Raw genomic sequence first — 19,244 nt, 5'->3', positions numbered from 1 at the left:
CTCTCGGGGAGGTCTCCTCCTCCGGGCCCCTGTATCTCCACGTGCAGGATCAGCCAGACGTCGTGGCCCGTCTTCGTGGGCACCCTTGCGAGTATGTCCGGTATCTGCTCCGGCCCGTCCACGTAGACGACCAGGTCCTGCAGCTCCTTGTCCAGGAAGGTCACCTCCCTGGACGTGTCCAGGTCCTCGGCCAGCTCCGGTATGAACTTTTCAAGCGCTTGCCGGAAGAACTGCTTGATGATCTCCTTCCAGTTTTCGTCCATCTTTCTCTGTTCGGAGATGATGTTCGACCCCCTTCATTGTATCGACTGACTGTCTCGAACGGCATGCGGCACCGAAAGGAGTCCGGCGCAAATTTGATGGCTAATCGCTGTCCGAAAAGAGCGGCTTGCGCTTCTAGGCCGAATGCTCCGTGCCTGCATTATAGGCTTCGGGTGCTGGTTTTGCAAGGAACGAGAGTGCTCGGGACGACTGTGAAGCGAGATCCCTCGCATTCGCTCGGGATGACTTGAAATTGTCATCCCGAGGAGCCGTAGGCGACGAGGGATCTCGACACAGACTCGCCCCAAACCGCGCTGTTCCAACGGGTGGCTTTTTAGTGTATGATAATTTGGTACTGCTTTGCGCGCCGAACTGGACACGGGTTAGGCGTTTTCCACCGGTTCCTGCGTGTCAAAATAACCCTTGGGGGTTTGTCTTATGAGAAGGATTCTGCTATTTCTTGCCGCTCTTGTGTTTATCGCCTGCCTGCCCAGCACCTCCGCTGCTGCGGTGACTCTGTCCGAGCTTGAAAGGGATGTGGGGGACTCGCCCGAGGTGCTTCTGTACACGGCGGACCTGGCGGAGAAGATGGCGCTGGAGGAGAGGGACAGGGCTTCGAGCGGGCTGCGCTTTTTCGCGGAGGCCACGGTCGGCGGGCTGAATATGCCGGTATCGAGGGCGGACGACTCTCGCATCGAGGGGTACGCGAGGTTGAGCGCGAGGGCGGGAGTGTCCATACCTCTGTTCGGCTCCTGGAGCGGGGAGAGAATCCGCCTGATGGAGGCTCATATCCGCACTCTCCAGAGCGAGCAGCGGTCGATCGCGTTCAGGAGGACCAATCTGACCGCCCTGCGCAAGGCGTACATCCTCGTCTGGACGAGCCAGAGAAAGGCCGAGCTGCTGGAGCGGTTTGTTCGCCTCGAGGGGTTCTTCATGCCGCTGCTTAAGGAGCGGACTCGCACCGGCTTTCTCCTGGAGGGGGACAGGCTTGAGATGGAGAGCTGGTTCGCATTGGTGCGGCGGGATGCAGTGGCCTCGGCCCTGGCGGAGGAGCAGGCGATGTCGGTCATCAGGAAGGCGACCGGCAGGTATTCGCTTGAGAAGATGTTCGCGGCTCACCCGGACCTGTCGCCCCTTGTCTATTCGAGAAAATCCGTCCACGACTATGTCCATGACGACAATAGGGAGCTCGTCCTTCTGCAGGAGATAACGGAGGAGAAGAAGCGGATCGCCGATCGAGCCGGCGGTTCGCAGTACGAATCCTACCTGGCGGCCGGCTACGTCCGCTCCCTGGAGGACCCGGGCAGATACGGGAGCGAGGGGTACGCGAGCCTGACCTTCTCCATTCCTGCGGGCGCGGGCAGGGCGGCGAGGGCCGCGAGGGAGGCGGCGTTGGCGGTCGCCGAGATGGCGGAGCAGGAGGAGGCGCTCTTCAGGCTCGACTACCTGTCGAGGATCCTGGAGTCCACGTCCCAGTACAGGTACGCCCTTGCGCAGATCGACTTCTCCGACATCAGACTGGCCTCGGCGTGGGAGATCATCAGGGCCGACACTTTGCGCTACAGGTCGCTGCCGGGCGACACGCTCGAGAAGCTTTTGCGCAGCCACGTGGATTTCCTTCTTGTCGCGATGGCCGCAGTCGAGGCGGAGGGGGCCGCGCTTCAGGCGCACGCGGAGCTCCTGGGGCTGATACCCTCGGTCACGACGCCCCGGACGGAGGATTTGTCGCTTGACTCAAGCCTCCCGGGCGAGGAGGAGAGGGAGAGGTACTTCGAGATGTGGCCCGTGATTCCGGACCCGGAGGGCTCCGTGTATGCTCCGTCGCCCGTCGTGGCCACGGAGGTAGTTGAGACCGCAATAGTCGCGCAGACTGAGCAGGCGAAGGCGGTCCCCGGCCCTGTGCCGATGAAGCCGGTACCCCCCAAACCCGTCTCGCGCACCCCGAGAGCAGTGTACGTATGGGGCGGCGATCTCTTCCTCCTCCCGGAGAGGGGAGAGCTTATCATGGACGAGCTGCGCGAATCGCCCTTCGGGAGGATCCTTCTCTCCTTTACCAGCAGGGGGGTCGCCTACTTGAAAGAACCGGAGGGAAGGGCGCGGCTGGAGGAGATTCTCAAGGGAGCGTCGGCCCGTGGGCTTCGCGTGGAGCTGCTTTTGGGCGATCCCCACTGGATCCTGCCCAAGCACAGGGTCGACCTGGTGAGGCTGGTCTCGTCGTTAAGGGATTTCTCCTTTTCAGGGCTGCATCTCGACCTGGAGCCGGACCAGCTTCCCGGCGCGGAGGGACAGCGCAAGGAGCTGCTTCTGGAGATGATCAAGACCCTGAAGGCGGTCCACGAGGTCTCGCCCTGGCCGCTCGGCCTGTCCATCCACCCCCGCTACCTTGAGGGGGAGCTGGGGGCGGTCGCCGCAAAGGGCCTGTTCGACGCGGGCGTTCGCGAGACCACCGTTATGATCTACTCGACTAACACCCAGGTGGTGGCGGACAGGCTCGGCGCGATAGGCCGCACGTGGCCGGGGCTGAACCTGTCGCTGGCAGTATCCGTCGAGAGAGTCCTGCCGCCGTCGGAGAGCTTTTTCTCCGGGGGCAGGACGAGGTTCCTGAACATGCTGGCGGATCTTGAACGGCGCTTGGACGCCTTCGTCCCGGCGGGGATCGTGGTTCAGGCTTGGGACGACTACCGGGAGATGGGAAAATGAAGGTCAGCTTTTCATCCGCCAAGAAGTCTCAGCCGACCGTTGACGGAGGGGTGGAGGTCCCCTACGGGCCCGGCAGGAGGACTGTGTCGAAGTGGAGGTGGTACGGGCTGGTGCTCGTCATCTCCACTCCCCTGCTCTTTCTGCTGTGGAAGGTCTCCCTGTCGCTGTTCCTGATCTCCGCCCCGGGCGTCGTGTACATGGATAAGTACAACATCAACGCCCCCTATCCCGCGACTGTGAGGAGCGCCGTGAAAATGCCCGGCGACCTTGTGAGCGAGGGAGAGCTGCTTTTCAAGGTTACGACCCCCCAGATAGATCAGAGGGAGGAGGCCTTGATGGCGGAGCTGCGCCTGGCGGAGGGTGGCACAGAGACGAAACCCGCGCTGGTCGAGGATGCCGACCCTCTTTATCTCTCTGCGCTGGGGAGGGTTCGCCTCAACAGGGAGACCCTTCGCTACCACGAGGGGTTCAGGGATACTGTGCTGTCGTTGTTCAAGGCAGGTGCTGCCACCAGGGCGGAGCTCGACCTGGCGGAGGACAGGGTGCGTCAGGCGCAGACGCTGCTGGCCGAGAGCAGGGGAGCGGCCGCGGCGTTGAGGCCCGTCCCGCCGGAGAAAAAGGACGTGCAAAAACCAGCGGACAGGGTGGCTCAGATCAAAGCGGAGCTGCTGCTGCTCGATGAGAGGCGCGACGCCCTGTCGATCCGAAGCCCGGGCGACGGGCGGGTGCTGGAGGTGTTCGCGGCGGAGGGGGAGTCGGTCGCAAATGGCACGCCACTCCTTGTGATCGCGAGGGCCGAGAGGATCATGGTGAAGGCGTACCTCGACCCCCGCTACCTGGCGTACGCTCTGCCGGACAGCGACGTGACGATACGCTTCCCGGACGGGACAAGCGTGCCCGGGGTCGTCCGAACCAGGCCGGAGCTGGCCGTTCGGGTGCCCCAGGAGCTGGCCGGGGTCCTGGCGGGAGGAAGGCGCACCCTCCTGGTGACGATCGAGCCGGTCGCTCACTTGGAGGAACTGTTCCGCGTGGAGGGCTTCCCGTTGACGGTGCGCTTCCCGTTCTCGCTGGAGAAGAGCCTTGCCTCCTTCTCCATGACGAACTGAAATGAGGGGATGAACATGTTGCCAACCGCCGCCCCGGAGGGCTGGAGCGGAAAATTCAAGGTTCTGCGGGCAACCCTGCCGCTTCACCTGCCGGAGGAAACGGATCCCCTTCCGGACGTGATCCTGCTCTCGGGAAGCGAGAGCGGATTTCTTCTGCGGAGCCTTCGCGCCTCGGCCCGGGCGGCTCTGCTGCCGGTCTTCCTGGAGGAGCCAGCGGACAGCGCGGCGAACGAGGCCTCCGACGGCTCGGGCCTGTCGGTCGCCCGCATGGAGGAGCTGTCGGAGGACATTCACAGTAGTCTGAGGGATATAGACCTCGCGGCGATGGCGAGCAGCCTCGATCTGCGTATGCTCGGCTATCTTCACTCTCGCCCGTGGAAAAGGCTGCTGCCGGTGATATCCCCTCTCACGCCCGACGTCTACTCATGGCCCCTGCCGGACGCCCTGTCCGGGGGGTTGCTCGAGTCCGAAGGGTGGATAGACGGGCTGCTCGAACGGGGTCTCCTGCGGGAGGGGGACCTTATAGAGAGGGTGCGCTTCTGCCCGAGGTGCGACGGGGGGCACCTCAACTATGTCGACATCTGCCCCTTCTGCCGAAGCATGGATATAATCCAGGAGCCTTTCATCCACTGCTTCACCTGCGGGAGGGTCGGGCCCCAGGACATGTTCTTCAAGGGAGGGGAGCTCCAGTGCCCCTTCTGCGGCGCCCGGCTGAGGCATATCGGGTCCGACTACGACCGACCGATGGAGAACTACACGTGCAACGACTGCTCCAAGTCCTTCGCGGAGCCGGACGTGTCGGCGCGCTGCCTGCTCTGCGGCAACTGGAGCATGACGGACGAGCTGGTCCCGAGGAACTTCCGGATGTACTCTCTGTCCGACAAGGGGGTGCTGGCGGCGCGGACCGGCGCGATAGAGGATGTCTACGCGCTTCTGGACACTCTGAACTACATGAAACCGCAGCCCTTCATGCACATATTGGACTGGATGCTGAGGCTGGCCTCTCGACCGCCGGTGGAGCCCTTCTGCGTCGTGATGATCTCCTTCCCGAACTTCGAGAGCTTCATGCGGCAGAAGGGAGGAAGGACGGGGATGGAGGTGCTCGGGACGGTCACCAAGCGCTTGCGCGACATGATCCGAACCACCGACGTCAGCACCCGCACGGAGCAGGGGGACCTGCTGCTGTTGCTGCCGAAGACGCCGCTCGACGGCGGACATGTGCTGGCGGAGAGGATAAAGGCCCTCGCCGACCTGACGGTGCAGCCGGATGGGTCGAGAATGGAGCTTGACCTGAAGCTTACCGGCATACCGGAGGAGTTCAACAGGGACGAAGGGGCGAGGCTGCTGGTCGCCCGGCTGAGGGGAGAGTCGCCCTCTTGAGCGACTGGCTGCTGCTGTTCGTCAACGGCCTGAGGGCCTTCCTGGAGGACCCGCTGATCTCCGAGGTCTGGGTGGTGGTATTCAAGTTCGTCCCTATGATAGTCTTCTTCGAGCTGCCGTACTATATCCTGGTCTTCTCGGGGATCCTGAGATATATAATGCGCAGGAGGGAGGAGACGCCCTACAGGCCCAACCACTTCCCCCGCGTCTCCTGCATCGTCACCTGCTACTCCGAGGGAAGGGACATTCAGCTCACCATACGCAGCGTGGCGCACCAGCTCTACCAGGGGCACATCCAGATCATAGTCGTGCTGGACGGAGCGTCGGTCAACAAGAGCACCTATCACGCCGCCTACGAGATGATTCCGGAGGTCGGGTCCCTTCCGGACAGGGAGCTGCTCATCCTCCCCAAGTGGCAGAGGGGGGGCAGGGTGTCGTCTCTGAACGCGGGGATGAGCCTCGCGGACGGGGACGTGATAATGTCGCTCGACGGTGATTCTTCCTTCGACAACAACATGGTCGCCAACTCCGTGCGCCACTTCGCGGACGAGAGGGTGGTCGCCCTCTCCGGCGGGCTTCGGGTGCGCAACTGGAGGGACTCCCCGGTGGCCGCCCTCCAGGGGCTGGAGTACATGTTGTCCATAGTCGGCGCAAGGACGGGCTTGAGCGAGTTCAACACCGTCAATATCATATCCGGAGCGTTCGGGGTTTTCAGCAGGTCTTTCCTGGAGCTGCTCTACGGCTGGGACAGCGGCACGGCGGAGGACCTGGACATCACCATGCGGCTGAAGAACTACTTCGGAAGGCACAAGGGGCTGCGCATCCTGTTCGACCCTGAGGTTATGGGGCACACGGACTCGCCCGACACATTGCGCGGCTTCTTCAAACAGAGGCTGCGCTGGGACGGCGACCTGTTCTACCTGTACTTTCGCAAGCACTGGCTTGGATTCACCCCCAGGCTGATCGGGTGGCCCAACTTTATAGTGACAGTCCTAAGCGGGCTGTTCTTCCAGATCGTCACGCCGATGCTGCTTCTGCTGTACACCTTCTTCCTGCTCCTGACCGCCCCTCTATGGACTATCATGCTCGTCATGGGCCTGGTCTACTGCTTTTACTTCGTCATCGGCGTCCTGTTTTACTTTCTGACTCTCTTCTTCCTGTCGGAGAGGCCGGAGGAGGACAAGTGGTTCCTCCCCCTGCTTCCGATCATGCCGATATTCATGCTGGCATCGCGAGTCTGGTCCGCGTTCGCCGTCCTGTGGGAGATTATAGGAAAAGCTCACATGGACTCCACCATGGCCCCGCAATGGGTGCTGCGCAAAGGCAAGTTCTAGTAGGCGACAGGCGAAGCGAAGCGAGCCTAGTCGATCACTATGCGGCCGGTTCCCAGGCCGCGAGCAGACGATCGAACGGGCCCTCTGTCATCCCGAACGGCGCGAAGCGCCGGAGGGATCTCAAGTCAGACCCGCCGCCAGGCCCGAGATCCCTCCTCCCGTTGTTTGTCGGGATGACACAAGCAGACGACCGAACGGGCGTATTTCCCGTTAGTGTCGGTCGCTATGCGGTGCTCCTTTTGAACTCGGCTATCTCTTTTATTAAATGCACCATTCGTACTATGCATTCCTCTACCTGGTCCAGGTGGAGGTATTCGTTTTCGGTGTGCCCTCCTCCGCCCCTCGGCCCCAAACTGTCCAAGCATATTGTGCCAGTGCTCGCGATATAGTTGCCGTCGGAACTGCCTCCCCTCAGGTCTATCAGGGAAAAGGGCTGCCCTATCTGATCGAAGACTTTTTCAACCCGTTTTATGTACCTTTCCGTGTCCTCCGTCGGCACCATGGGAGGAGTGCGGCTCAACACCGATATTTCCGCCGTCGTCCCTTCCACCGAGGGAGTCCTCCGAAGGTCTTCGAGTTGCAGAAGTATGGCTTCGGGCCTGGACGCCTCGGCAAACCTGAAGTTCACAGTCATCGATGCATGGGCGGGGACTATGTTGGCCCCTTCACCGCCCTCCGCCAGCCCTACGTTCGCAGTGGTGAAAGTCCCTGGGTCTGTCAGGGCATTGACCGCAAGTATCCAGCGGGCCATTTCGACCACGGCGCTGGCGTTTCTTTTTTCAAGGATGTAGCCGGAGTGCTGGGGAATGCCCTTGAACGAAACGCCCACGTTCATGTTTCCGCACCTCCTGGTGGTATAGACGCCATTCAGTGCGGTTCCCTCCATCACGAAGGCATAGTCCGTCCTCTTTGCGATCTCCATGGTCATGTACCGGGAGTAGATGCTGCCGATCTCCTCGTCGGGATTCATTATGATGCAGATGTTCAGGCCGTCGAGTACGTCGGTAGGCAGCTCCCTGGCGATGTAATACATGGCCAGGGTCCCGGCCTTCATGTCGGAGACTCCCGGGCCGTAAGCCATGGCGCCGTCCGTTCTGAAGGGCCTTGCGAGGGCCGCGCCCGCGGGGCAGACCGTATCCATGTGACCGATCATCAGTACGTCGTATCGGTCGGCTTCGCGGTTCGCGGCCGTCAAGTAGTCGCCGGCCTCCTCATGGAGCCTGTACCGGGAGGTATGCCACTTAAGATTCTTGAACCCGGTCTCCAGGAAGTCGGCGACCCTATTGACTCCCGCGGGATCCATGGAGTTGCTGTCTATGTTGACGATCGTCTCCAGATCGCGGCAGAAAGCATCGAGGTCAAACACTTTTTCGCTCGATTTTTAAGGGAAACCCCTGCGAGGGCACCCTAATTCTTGCCCGTCGCGCCCGGGCATACCCTGTGAAAAGGTATGTCTATGTCGAGCATGGGGGCGTGCTGGTTCATCCCCAGCACATCGTAGTCGTAGGGGCTGCCGGAGCTGTATGGCCTTCGAATGTTCACCTTGAAACCCCTGCCCTCGTCAAAGAAGATGATCTCACTGACCTTGTCGACGTCAATGTTGTTGTATCTCTCCGCGATGAGCTCCCTGGTTATTATTTTTGACTCTTTCACGGCGTTGTAGATTTCAGCGTTGTCAAAGATCACGTCTATCGTGTACCAGAAAGGGCCCGCGTTTTTCGACCTTATGACCGGGGCCAGCTCTCGAAGTTTCATTATTAGCCCACCTCCGTGATTTTTATCTGAAACAGGGACTGGTCCGCCGGAACGGGAAGGATGTGATGAACCGAAAGCTCGTAGGCGGGTTCGATGTTGACGATGCTCGGCGAATAGACGTACGCCACGTTCCCGGAGATGGTCGTCCTGCCCGGGTAGTTGCACCATACCAGGCCGTACTTTCCAAAGTAGGCGATCTCGTGGGCCATTTCCTGCGTCGGGGCGACTATTTCCATGCTCAAGCCGACTTCGTGACCTACCTGCGCCGCTAATGGTTCATAGGGCCCCATCGCCGCATTTTTACCGTAAACGCGGAAGATTACATGATAGTCCTTGTCCAGCTCAAGCCCCATGGGCGCGAACTTGTCCCTGATCCTCTCCCTGGTGAAGTCGAAGACATAGTCGAGCTGGCGGATGAAGTTCGGGTCCCTGGCCGTTGTCATGAAAAGGCTTCTGAAGCCAACTCTTCTTGCCCCCTCCAGCTTGACCTTGTAGGATTCCGTGTCGTCGATCCAAGCAGAGCCTTCCACTCTCACGCTCCTGTCGTTCACCCGGGTCTTGAAGGAGGCGGACATGTCCAGCGTGCCGCCCGGTTCAAGCTGAATCTGAGGGTGGGTTCTCTCGTAGAACTCGTGCCCCGATACCGATCGGACGGTGCAGTACCAATCGTCGGTGGCGGGCTCTATGGTGAAAGAGTTCTCTTCGAGCGACGCGATCATCGGAGTCCTCATTATTTTTGAGCCGGGCTTGGGAAGCGCGCTCGCAGAGCCGCATTCAAGTATCTTCCCGGCGTGAAGGGCGAGCCCCTTGTCGAAGCCTTGACGCACTGGCTCCGCCGCGAAGCAGGCGTTGTCGTTGGCCCTGCCCGCAAGGACTATGTCGGGGTTCAGGTCGAGGGCTTTTATTATCGACTCCACTCCGACCTGGGCCACGATCTCCGTGGCATCCTCGATCATCTCTTCCGTCAGGATCTGGTTGTGCTGGCATCCTTCAATTCTCTCCTGGCGGGCCCTCTTCTTCAGGTATTCCTTGTCCAGGGTGGTATCAATGATGGCTATTTTATATTTTTTCCCCTTCTCCTCGGCTATCTCGCGCATTATATCAAGATGCCAGTCTATGTGCGGCCTGCCGCCGGAGCCTCCGGCGCTGCCCATCACGATCGGGGTCTTTGTTATCTCCAGTCCCTCCATCATTATCCGGCAGTCGTTTTTCATCTGGAACCTGGGGACATGAGGAAGGCCTTCACCCAGATAAAAGGGGCCGGGGTCAAGTGACCCCGCATCGGCCGCTATGGAGTCGATCCCGAAACGAAATGCGTCCCTGTACGCCTGTTCATTGATTCCCACCAAACCCATGCATGAAGTCGGCGACATTACCGAATGTTTCTTCAAAAGAACCACTTCCCTCCGTCAGGTTTTCTCTCTTCAAGAGAAGCTTTTGCTTGTTTTCAAGTTTTCAGATCATCACGCAGGCACATAGGTGGCTGTTCCCGAAATCTCTTAGCTCTATGTCCTTCCCGGTGCATTCGCTCGAGACCAGAGGACACCTTGGAGCAAAACGACAGCCGGGTTTGGGGTTGATCGGGCTTGTGACCTCGCCCTTTATCGGGTGGATCTCTTTTTTTCGCCTGTCTATGTCCGGGATGGGAATAGCCGACAGCAGCGCCTTGGTGTAAGGATGAAGCGGGTTTTTGAATAGCTCCTTCGAGGGCGCTTTCTCGACGCAGTGCCCCAGGTACATGACCATTATCTCGTCCGATATATGCTTGACCACCGAGAGGTTGTGGGTGATGAACATGTAGGTGAGGGCGTATTCGTCCTGCAGGTCCATGAGCAGGTTCAAGATCTGCGCCTGTATGGATACGTCCAGGGCGGAGACCGGCTCGTCGCAGACGATGAACTTCGGGTTCAAGGAAAGGGCGCGTGCAATCCCTATTCTCTGGCGACGCCCCCCGTCAAGCTCGTGGGGATAAGCGTCGGCGAGGCGCTCGGCAAGCCCGACTATTTCCATCAGCTCCGAGGTTCTTTCCCTCAGCTCCCTTTTCGAAGAGCAGGTCTTGTTTACGACCATGAATTCTGCGACGATCTCGGAGACGGACATGCGCGGGTTAATGCTCGAGTAGGGATCCTGGAAGATGATCTGCATATTCTTTCTCATCTCGCGCATCTTCTTGGGGCTGAACCCGACGATGTTCTCCCCGTTGTAGAATATCTCGCCCGCGGTCGGCTCTATTAAGCGAAGTATCGTCCTCCCGAGGGTGCTCTTTCCGCAGCCCGACTCGCCCACCACGCCAAGAGTGGTCCCCTGCTTTATTTCGAAGTTGACATTGTCTACGGCATGCAGGTTTCCCTTGGACACCTTAAAATACTTTTTCAGGCCCCTTGCTTCTATGAGAGAATGGTTTTCCGCAGTCACTGGTCAATCACCCCCTGCGTAGAGATGACATAAAACCCTATGAGAGCCGTTGTTCGAATATGAAGGATGCACGCGTTCGCAGATTTCCATCACATGAGGACACCTGGGGTGGAATTTGCATCCCCCGGGAAGGTCGGTCGGGTCGGGGATGAGGCCGGGCACGGGGGCGAGCCTTTTGGACTCGCTCTCCAAGTCCGGGATCGAATTGAACAGCCCCGTGGTGTAGGGGTGGTGGCGTTCTCCCTTGAAGATATCGTAGGCCGTGCCATATTCTACTATCTCGCCCGCGTACATGACCGCCACATTGTCGCAGGTCTGAGCTACTATCCCCAGGTCATGGGTGATCATGATCATGGCGGTGTTCAGGCGATCCCTGAGATCGCGCATCAGAAACAGGACCTGTTCCTGTATGGTCACGTCCAGGGCCGTTGTGGGCTCGTCCGCGATCAGCAACATGGGCTCGCAGGCCAGGGCCATTGCTATTACCACCCGCTGTTTCATGCCACCGGAGAACTGGTGCGGGTATTCCTTTTTTCTGTCCGGAGATATGCCGACCATGCTGAGCACTTCGTCCACCCTGTCTTGAATTTCTTCTTTCGTCCTGTTCATGCTGTTATGCAGTTCGAGTGTTTCGGATATCTGCTCGTTCACGGTGAAGACCGGGTTGAGGCTCGTCATTGGGTCCTGGAAGATCATGCTGATCTTCTCGCCGCGGATGGACTGCATCCGCCCTTCCGGCAACTCCAGGAGGTTTTTCCCTTCGAAATGAACGGAGCCTGTCGATACTTTTCCCGTGATCCCGGGGAGGAGACGCATCAGCGTCAGCGCGGTCGTGGTCTTTCCCGCCCCCGTCTCGCCGACAAGGCCAAGGGTGTCTCCCTTTTTCATTGAAAAGGATATGTTGTTCACAGCGTATACAATCTCTAAATCTGTTTTGTATATGACGGACAGGTCGTCGACTTTCAACAGGTAGTCATCCATGCTTTACCCTCCTAGGATTTCAGGCGCGGATCAAGCGCATCCCGCAACCCGTCGCCGAGCAGGTTGATCGAAAGTGCCGAGAGAATGATGGCGATACCGGGGAAGAACATGAAATAGGGGGCGACTCTCATGTATTCCCTCGCCTCGGACAACATCGCTCCCCACTCCGGGGAGGGCGGCTGTATCCCCATGCCGATGAAACTCAGGCTTGCGGCTTGAAGGATCATCGCCGAGATGCTCATCGTCCCCTGGATGATTATGACTCCCATCGCATTGGGTATGATGTGCTTGTGTATTATGCGCATGTCCCTCGTACCGCCGGCTCGCGCCGCCTCTGTGTACTCGAACCCGGAGATGCCTATGACGGCCGAACGGACCATCCGGACGAACGTGGGGACCTGTGCGACGGTTATTGCTATCAAGAGGTTTGTAAAGCTGGCCCCGAGGGCCGCCACTATGGCGAGAGCCATCATCATGGGAGGGATGGATTTTATCGTGTCGAGAAAACGCATTATCAGGTTGTCCAGCAGCCCTCCCCAGTAGCCTGCCGCTGCTCCAAGTATTGTGCCGATGATTATCGAGATGAAGGTTGAAAAGAAACCCAGCGACAGGGAGTTGCGACTTCCGTGGATAACCCGGGCGAACAGATCACGGCCATAGCCGTCGGTGCCGAAATAGTGGTTCGCCGAAGGGGGCTGAAGTCTTTCGGTGAAGGATTGCTTTATGGCTGCATTGTAGGGCACTATCAGGTCGGCGCCCAGGGATACCAGAAAAATCACGAGGATTATAAACAATCCTGCCAGGCCTTTTTTACTCTTTTTGAAGCGACGCCAAATCTCCTTGTACTTGCCGCTCTTCAGGGGCTTTTTATCATCGTAAGCCATACGGGCACCACCTTATCGAGTAGCTGGTCAGTCCGAATATTTAGCCTTGATACGGGGGTCGACAAAGGCGTACATCAGGTCGACCCACAGCATTACAAGGCTGTAAATGAAGGCTATCGTAATTGCGCATCCGGTGACTACGGGAAGGTCGCGGGTAGTAATCCCCATGACCATGTACGAGCCGATCCCGGGAATGGAGAAGAGGGTTTCCGTTACGACGGCCCCTCCGAAAAGGGCGCCGAAGTTGTTGCCCATGACCGTGATGACGGGCAGCAGCGCATTTTTCAGGGCGTGTTTCCATATTACAATCCGTTCCGGGGCGCCCTTGGCCCTGGCGGTCCTCACGTAGTCCTCCCTGATGCACTCCAGCATGCTGGACCGGGTGAAGCGCATCTGCCTCGACGCGTAGGGCAGGCCTATCGCGAGCGCGGGCAGGACATACCCTTTCCATGAACCAACCCCGTAGGAGGGGAACCAACCGAGTTTGAGCGAGAAGAAAAAGAGCAGCACCATTCCCAGCCAGAACAGGGGCATGGCGGCAAAGAACATGGCGATCACGGTCGGTCCCGTGTCCCAGATCGTGTTTTGCTTCACGGCGGAGATAACTCCGACCGTGATGCCCACGATCGAAGCGAACAGTATTCCGTTGAAAGCCACCAGCAGGGAGATGGGCATGCGCTTCAGGATCTCGTCAAGCACAGGTTTCTTTGATCTGTACGAGTTGCCGAAGTCCAGTTTGCTGACCAGGTTTACCACGTAATTGGTCAGCCGCACGATAAAGGGGTCGTAGTATCCCAGTTCGTGATTGAGCTTTTCGACAGCTTCCTCCGGGGCCGTCGGCCCCAGGATGATGCTTGCGGGGTCGCCCGGGGTCAGATACATTATGAAGAAAATGATGACTATTACACCTATGAGCACAGGGAATAACATCAATATTCGTTTAAAAACATAGCGATGCATAGGACCATTCCCCTCCCACTATCTGAAATACATGGACGGGCCTGGGTTTTCGGCGGGGCGACGCCCCGCCGAAAACCCTTGTTTCACGCTATCCACAAAGGTTATTTCCAGTTCCAGTCATAGACGTAGTAGTAGAGCAGTCCGGCCGACGCGTTCAGATCCTTGTTCCATGCATAGGGGGTCCTTACGTAAAAGAGCGTGCCGTGGGCAGCGTAATCCTTGATCCAATTGTCCGCCTCTTTGTAGATGGCCTTTCGCTTCTCAACGTCCATCTCCCTTGCGCCGCGATCGAAAAAATCGTCAATCTCGGGGTCGTCGTACTTCACGATCATCGCCTTCAGGTTTCTCGAGTGGACGAAGCGGGAAAAAGCGTCCATATCGAGCACGATGAGGTTGTTGTTGGTGTAGATGTCAAAATCGCCGACCCTTCCCCTGGCGGAGGCCGACGCTCCCTCGAGGATCTCTATGTCGCAGGTGATGCCGACCTCCGAGAGCATGCCCTGGAGGACCTGCGCGACCTTCGGCAGAAAGTCCCTGTTCGCGGTCAGCAGCGTCCCGGCATGCACTCCGTCGGGATAGCCCGCCTCCTTGATGAGGGCCTTGGCCTTTTCCACATCGTAGGTGTACTGGAAGGAGTCGTTGGGGGCGCAGTTGATGTAATCGGGGTTGCACATGAAGTAGGCCGGCTCTCCGATCCCATCGTAAGCGATCACGTTTATGGCGTCGCGGTCCAGAGCGTAGTGGACCGCCTGTCTCAGTTTCTTGTTCTCGAAGACGCCGCCCTTGTAGAAATTCAGAGCGAAATAAATCACCTTCGTCGAAGGCGCGATATAGGTGGTGAACTGGTCGCTTTCGACTATGTTGTTCCAGTTTGCCGACGGGACGGCTATGAAATCGAGCTCGCCTGTTTCAAACGCGATAAGGCGGGCGGATTCGTCCGTTATGGTCTTGACGTTTACCCTGTTTATCGGCGCCTCGCCCCGGTAGTAGTCCTCGAAGGCTTCGAGCACTATTTCGACGTTCGGGTCGTACGAGAGAAGCTTGTACGGCCCCGTTCCGCAGTGAACTATGTCGATGCCGAAGCCCTCTCCCGCGTCCGTCACGGCCTTCTCGCTGATGATGCGGATCTGCGAGATATTCACCAGGAACGGCGCGGACAGCTCCTTGAGCTTGATCACGAAAGTATGGTCGTCAAGCGCCTCCGCATCCTCAATCGCGGCGACATAGTTTGCCATGTTCGCGATGGTCATGGCGCGCTTGACCGAGAAAGCGCAGTCCGAGGCCGTGAGAGTGTCGCCGTTGTGAAACTTGACATTATCACGAATACGGAAGGTGTATGTAAGGCCGTCCTCGCCGACTTCAAATGCCTCCGCCACCCTCATGTGTGGCTGGGCCTTGTCGTCCATAAAGACCAGGCCTTCATATATCTGGTTGTGAAGCGAGACATCAGTGGCCAAGGTCGTGGAGTGGGGATCCAGCGTGGAGACCGTGCTGCTGTAGAGGTTGACATCGGTTCTCTTTTCCGCAAATGCGGTCGATGCCGCCGATAGGACAAAGATCGCAATAATCACCGCAAAAAAGACTCTCTTCTTTACCATTGTGATACCTCCTCATCTACGATAATAAAACCCGTTGTTCGAGCAGGAACCGCCGCTTTAACCATCGTTGTCCTTCCGGGAAATATGAGTATTTTGTCTGGCTCTCCACCTCCGGTCCATTTGACGATGCCCTTGTCGACTGCTCAACCCGCCCTTCTACAGGTAGATTTTAATTCTTCTCGGACCTGGCGTCGTCTAGATATGAATAAAGCGAGTATTTTGATATGCCCAGGAACTCGCATATCTTGTTTCCCGCTTTTGTAACTAAAAATGCGCCTCGCTGATCAAGGTACCCGATAAAGTCCACCTTGTCAGACCGGGTCATGCTCTCGACCGGCTTGCCCACAGCAACGAGAGCCTTTTCGATGAGCGCCTCAAGCAGCTCGGAGACGTTGTTGACGAATACCTCGTCGACCTCCTCGATCTCGTCGTTCAGGTCGCTCTCTCCCGTCATGCAGAACAGGCGCAAAAACTTTTCCGCGTTGACCAGGTCCGTCACGTCGAGGTTGATGCAAAAGGCACCGATAACACGGTCCTCCGCATCTCGGATGTACAGGGTCGAGGAGCGAAGCAGCTTGCCTTCTTTTGTCCGGACGTAATAGCCGTACTTGTTGCCGTTTTTTCTCGTGCCCCTCAACACTTCGAGACCGCGGTTGCTTCCGCAGTCCCCCACTTTCCTTCCGGTGACGTGCCCGTTCTCTATCGCTATCACAGTTTTTTCATAAGAGCTGTCGTAAGTCTGGCTGAAATCGTGCAGGACCACCTCGCAGAGAGGCCCGAACTGAGCGGCGATAAGAGAGACCAACGGACGATAGACGCTGAGCTCTTCTTTTGCCTCGACCATGTCATTCACCTTCACCTTTGTATTGTCGCGCAGTGCCTGCGCTAATCGTCGATACCATTTCCCTCTTGTTTCAAGAGCATTTAGACTCATTGATACTGAGATAAGTTTCTCAGTAAATACCTCAAAAAAATTATTTTTAGGTCAGTATAAACATTATTTTTTTGGTTGTCAAGGCTTCCATTCGAAAAACTAATGATCCCTCTCTACAACTGGAGGCAGATACGTCCTAGGCGACTGTTCGGGGCGTCGCAGCAGCTGCTAAAAGTTTTTTTGCTGACCGCGAATTCTTTTTTCTCGTCTATAGTAAGCATCCTCTTTGTCATTCCGAGTGAATGAGAGGGATCTCCGCCCCGGGCAGTTTCGCGACCGGGCGGGAGACGTGTATAATTATCCGAGTGTCGATCAAATATAAAATACATGTCAGGAAGGTGTTTCTATTGTTCATGCTCTCCGCGGCCGCTGTGCTCGTTGCCTTCTTTATCTCGGGTCTCTTCGCATCCAGGGGAGTGTCGTCGTCGTCCGACTTCGCGGTGGCGGGCAGAAAGGCGAGCGCCGGCGGCGTGTCGGGGATAATCCTCGGGGCGCTCATAGGCGGCGCCTCCACGGTAGGGACAGCACAGATGGCCTATCAGTGGGGCGTCGCAGCGATTTGGTTCTCACTGGGCTGCACCGCTGCCTGCCTCGTGCTTGGCGTATGGTTCGCCGCCCCCCTGCGCTTGGCGAAACTAGTGACGCTTCCGCAGTTTCTGGAGGGGCACTTCGGCGGGCGTACGGCGGTGATGGTTGCGATATCGACCGCCTCGGGCTCTTTCCTGTCTCTGGTGGCCCAGTACCTGTCGGGCGTGGCCCTGATGCGCTCGATCTTCCCAATATCCAGCACTGCGGCATCGCTGATCATCGGAGCTTTGATACTTGCGTTCGTCTTCGGGGGCGGGATCAGCAGCTTCAGCAGGCTCGGAGCGGCCAAGATGATCTTCCTCTACTCGGTCATGCTGATGTGCGTCGGCGCGGCCGTGATGGACGGCTGGACTCCCGTTGCCATCGTGTCCTCTTTGCCATCGTTTCCCTTCTTTCATCCCCTTTCCAGGGGGGCCGGGACGGACCTGGGCTCTTTCGCATCGCTGCTCACCGGCATAATCTGCGGGCAGATATACATCCAGGCGATCTACTCCGCCTCGTCGGACGAGACAGCCAGGAAAGGATGCCTCATCTCCGCCGCCCTCACCGCCCCGATGGGGGTGCTGGGCGTGTGGATAGGGCTGGCACTGCGGGCGTCCGGAGTGGAGATAGAGCCGTCCCAGGCTCTCCCCTTCTTCATACGCACGTACTTCCACCCGATGATAGGCGGACTTCTGTGGTCCGGCATAATGATTACGGTACTGGGGACGGCCGTGGGCGGAGCGATAGGCGTCTCCACAAACTTTGTGCAGGATGTCCTGCTTAAGACGAAGCTCGCCGCCGGGTTCGACGACGCGAAAGTCCTGTCCGCCGGACGCATAGCCGTACTAATCGTGGTGTTCGCAGGCAGCGCGACCGCGTGCGCGTCGCACGGGGCCCTGATTCTACAGTGGTCGTACCTGGGGATGGGTCTGAGAGCGGCCGGCATCCTGTGGTTGCTGTTCGCCGCCGTCTTCAGGCCGGGGAGGCTGTCGCACGGCTGGGGCTTCGCCGCGGGCGCGGGCGGGCTTATCGGCACCGCGCTGGGAGGGCTGTTCTGGAAGGGGCTCGACCCGCTCTTCCCCGGACTGGCCCTGTCCGGGCTGATCGCGCTTGCGGGGTTGGCATTAAGCCGTAAGGCGCTAGGCGAGGTTTCTAGGCGATAGAATCGCCCGCCTGTCACTTAGGAGCGCAACCTCGTTTCGTCGTCCCAAACGGCGCGAAGCGCCGGTAAGCAGGCGACAGGCGAGCAACGCGAGCCTTGTAGTTCGCTATCCCGAGGCCCGAGGGCCGAGGGGAGGGATCTCGGAGATGCCGCCAGTGACGGACCCGAGATCCCTCCTCCTTTCAGTCGTCGGGATGACAAACATGCGCTGCGCGTCGGGATGACACAAATGCGTTGCGCGTCGGGATTGCCCCCTTTACGGCCTCAGGCCGTCGTACCAGAAGTTCTTCTCTGGCAGCGGGGCGTGCTCGCCCTCCTTGATGTCAAAGTACTCGTCGTACCTGTCGTAGACGCGCTTCTTCCACATGCTGTCCGTCAATCTGCGGCCGTGCGGGCCAGTGAACTCCCTGTGGTCGAACGCCATTCCTATCAGCACTCTCGGGGTGTTCTCGTTGCCCACCAGCGCCAGCATGACCGACGGCTCGGAGACGGCCTGGTAGAGTATCGCGGGCGCGCTGATCGCCATCGGATCCAGGTTCACCGTCTGGATGTCGACCACCAGGGCGGAGCGGTAGACGTCCACCGGGGGGATTCCGCCGTATCCATCCGCGGCCGCCGCCATGTAGTCCAGGTCGAATAGGCGGATGAACTCGTACTCCTCCTCGGTGAGCTTCTTGCCCTGGAGCTGCTTGGCTGCAAGCTGGCCGCAGCGCTCCACCGTGTCGCGGAACATGGTCAGCGCGCCGTACTCCTCCAGGTCGCGCTCGAAGAGGTAGTTTTCCTCGAACCCGTCGGCTATGTAGTCGACCACTCTGAGCAGCTCGCCCCAGAAGGGCAGGTTGGGCTCTATCAGCCCCATCGGCAGGGGGTTTGGCGGTTCCTCGTTCCATCCGTCGCCCAGCTCCGCGTAGTTGGGCTTCTCGTAGAGGATCGTGTCGTGTCGCAGCTCAGTGTAGGAGCCGAGCTGAGCCTCAAGCTGCTTGGCGGCGAAGAGGGGGCTCTGCATGTAGAGAGGATAACCCTTGCCGTAGTCGGAGGCGAGCGTCCCGAGCAGATGCATCCATGCCGCGCCTATCGAGCTGAACCAGGCCGACTCCGGCTCCGTGTCAAGATCCTCGCGCAGCGCCTCTATGGCCTCCGGCAATGCCTCGACCACGGCCTTGAGGTACTCCTTGGGCGCAGACTCGTCGACCCTGTCCGAGGG

16 protein-coding genes are annotated in these 19,244 nt (G+C 58.8%); 5 read left to right on the top strand and 11 right to left on the bottom strand.

The window, feature by feature from the left end; translation table 11 throughout:
- The coding region (locus tag GX181_09390; GenBank protein NLM72154.1) for a hypothetical protein at positions 1-263 on the bottom strand (263 nt) is incomplete at its 3' end.
- Positions 264-699: 436 nt separating this feature from the next.
- Here GX181_09390 and GX181_09385 point away from each other — a divergent pair.
- The 4 genes from GX181_09385 (at position 700) to GX181_09370 (ending at position 6,781) form a co-directional block, all read left to right on the top strand.
- Entirely contained in the window at positions 700-2,961 is a 2,262-nt protein-coding gene (locus tag GX181_09385; GenBank protein NLM72153.1) for a hypothetical protein, read from the top strand.
- Positions 2,958-4,067, top strand: a complete 1,110-nt coding sequence (locus GX181_09380; GenBank protein NLM72152.1) for an HlyD family efflux transporter periplasmic adaptor subunit — start codon at positions 2,958-2,960, stop codon at positions 4,065-4,067. The genes GX181_09385 and GX181_09380 overlap by 4 nt, the downstream gene beginning before the upstream one ends.
- 9 nt (positions 4,068-4,076) lie before the next feature.
- A complete protein-coding gene (locus GX181_09375) occupies positions 4,077-5,447 on the top strand; it encodes a diguanylate cyclase (GenBank protein ID NLM72151.1) in 1,371 nt (456 codons plus the stop codon).
- A gap of 95 nt (positions 5,448-5,542) precedes the next feature.
- The gene (locus GX181_09370) at positions 5,543-6,781 is read left to right on the top strand and encodes a glycosyltransferase family 2 protein (GenBank protein ID NLM72150.1); all 1,239 of its coding nucleotides are present in this window, start codon (positions 5,543-5,545) and stop codon (positions 6,779-6,781) included.
- A 223-nt stretch (positions 6,782-7,004) separates the two neighbouring features.
- Here the strand turns inward: GX181_09370 and GX181_09365 are convergent, their stop codons facing one another.
- The 9 genes from GX181_09365 to GX181_09325 form a co-directional block, all read right to left on the bottom strand.
- Entirely contained in the window at positions 7,005-8,147 is a 1,143-nt protein-coding gene (locus GX181_09365; GenBank protein ID NLM72149.1) for a M20 family metallopeptidase, read from the bottom strand.
- A gap of 41 nt (positions 8,148-8,188) precedes the next feature.
- Positions 8,189-8,536 (bottom strand): DUF4387 domain-containing protein, encoded by a 348-nt coding sequence (locus GX181_09360; GenBank protein ID NLM72148.1) that lies wholly within the window; start codon positions 8,534-8,536, stop codon positions 8,189-8,191.
- Positions 8,537-8,538: 2 nt separating this feature from the next.
- Complete coding sequence (locus tag GX181_09355; protein ID NLM72147.1) at positions 8,539-9,891, bottom strand: DUF1446 domain-containing protein; 1,353 nt, start codon at positions 9,889-9,891, stop codon at positions 8,539-8,541.
- A gap of 100 nt (positions 9,892-9,991) precedes the next feature.
- The gene (locus GX181_09350) at positions 9,992-10,951 is read right to left on the bottom strand and encodes an ATP-binding cassette domain-containing protein (protein NLM72146.1); all 960 of its coding nucleotides are present in this window, start codon (positions 10,949-10,951) and stop codon (positions 9,992-9,994) included.
- A gap of 3 nt (positions 10,952-10,954) precedes the next feature.
- A complete protein-coding gene (locus GX181_09345; GenBank protein ID NLM72145.1) occupies positions 10,955-11,932 on the bottom strand; it encodes an ABC transporter ATP-binding protein in 978 nt (325 codons plus the stop codon).
- A gap of 11 nt (positions 11,933-11,943) precedes the next feature.
- The gene (locus GX181_09340) at positions 11,944-12,816 is read right to left on the bottom strand and encodes an ABC transporter permease (GenBank protein ID NLM72144.1); all 873 of its coding nucleotides are present in this window, start codon (positions 12,814-12,816) and stop codon (positions 11,944-11,946) included.
- A 27-nt stretch (positions 12,817-12,843) separates the two neighbouring features.
- On the bottom strand, positions 12,844-13,776 hold the full coding sequence (locus tag GX181_09335; GenBank protein ID NLM72143.1) for an ABC transporter permease: 933 nt from the start codon (positions 13,774-13,776) through the stop codon (positions 12,844-12,846).
- 101 nt (positions 13,777-13,877) lie between these two features.
- Positions 13,878-15,374, bottom strand: a complete 1,497-nt coding sequence (locus GX181_09330) for an ABC transporter substrate-binding protein (GenBank protein NLM72142.1) — start codon at positions 15,372-15,374, stop codon at positions 13,878-13,880.
- A 169-nt stretch (positions 15,375-15,543) separates the two neighbouring features.
- A complete protein-coding gene (locus tag GX181_09325) occupies positions 15,544-16,218 on the bottom strand; it encodes a transcriptional regulator (GenBank protein NLM72141.1) in 675 nt (224 codons plus the stop codon).
- A 428-nt stretch (positions 16,219-16,646) separates the two neighbouring features.
- Between GX181_09325 and GX181_09320 the strand changes: the two genes are divergently transcribed.
- Positions 16,647-18,041: a sodium:solute symporter family protein gene (locus tag GX181_09320; GenBank protein NLM72140.1), complete on the top strand. Its 1,395-nt coding sequence runs from the start codon at positions 16,647-16,649 to the stop codon at positions 18,039-18,041.
- A 255-nt stretch (positions 18,042-18,296) separates the two neighbouring features.
- On the opposite strand, the gene GX181_09315 is transcribed toward GX181_09320, so the two are convergent.
- On the bottom strand, positions 18,297-19,244 hold a 948-nt coding region (locus tag GX181_09315), incomplete at its 5' end, for a DUF3160 domain-containing protein (GenBank protein NLM72139.1).

The organism is Synergistaceae bacterium (genome assembly GCA_012521675.1).
Taxonomy (GTDB): domain Bacteria; phylum Synergistota; class Synergistia; order Synergistales; family Aminobacteriaceae; genus JAAYLU01.
This window is presented reverse-complemented; position numbering and strand designations above follow the sequence as displayed.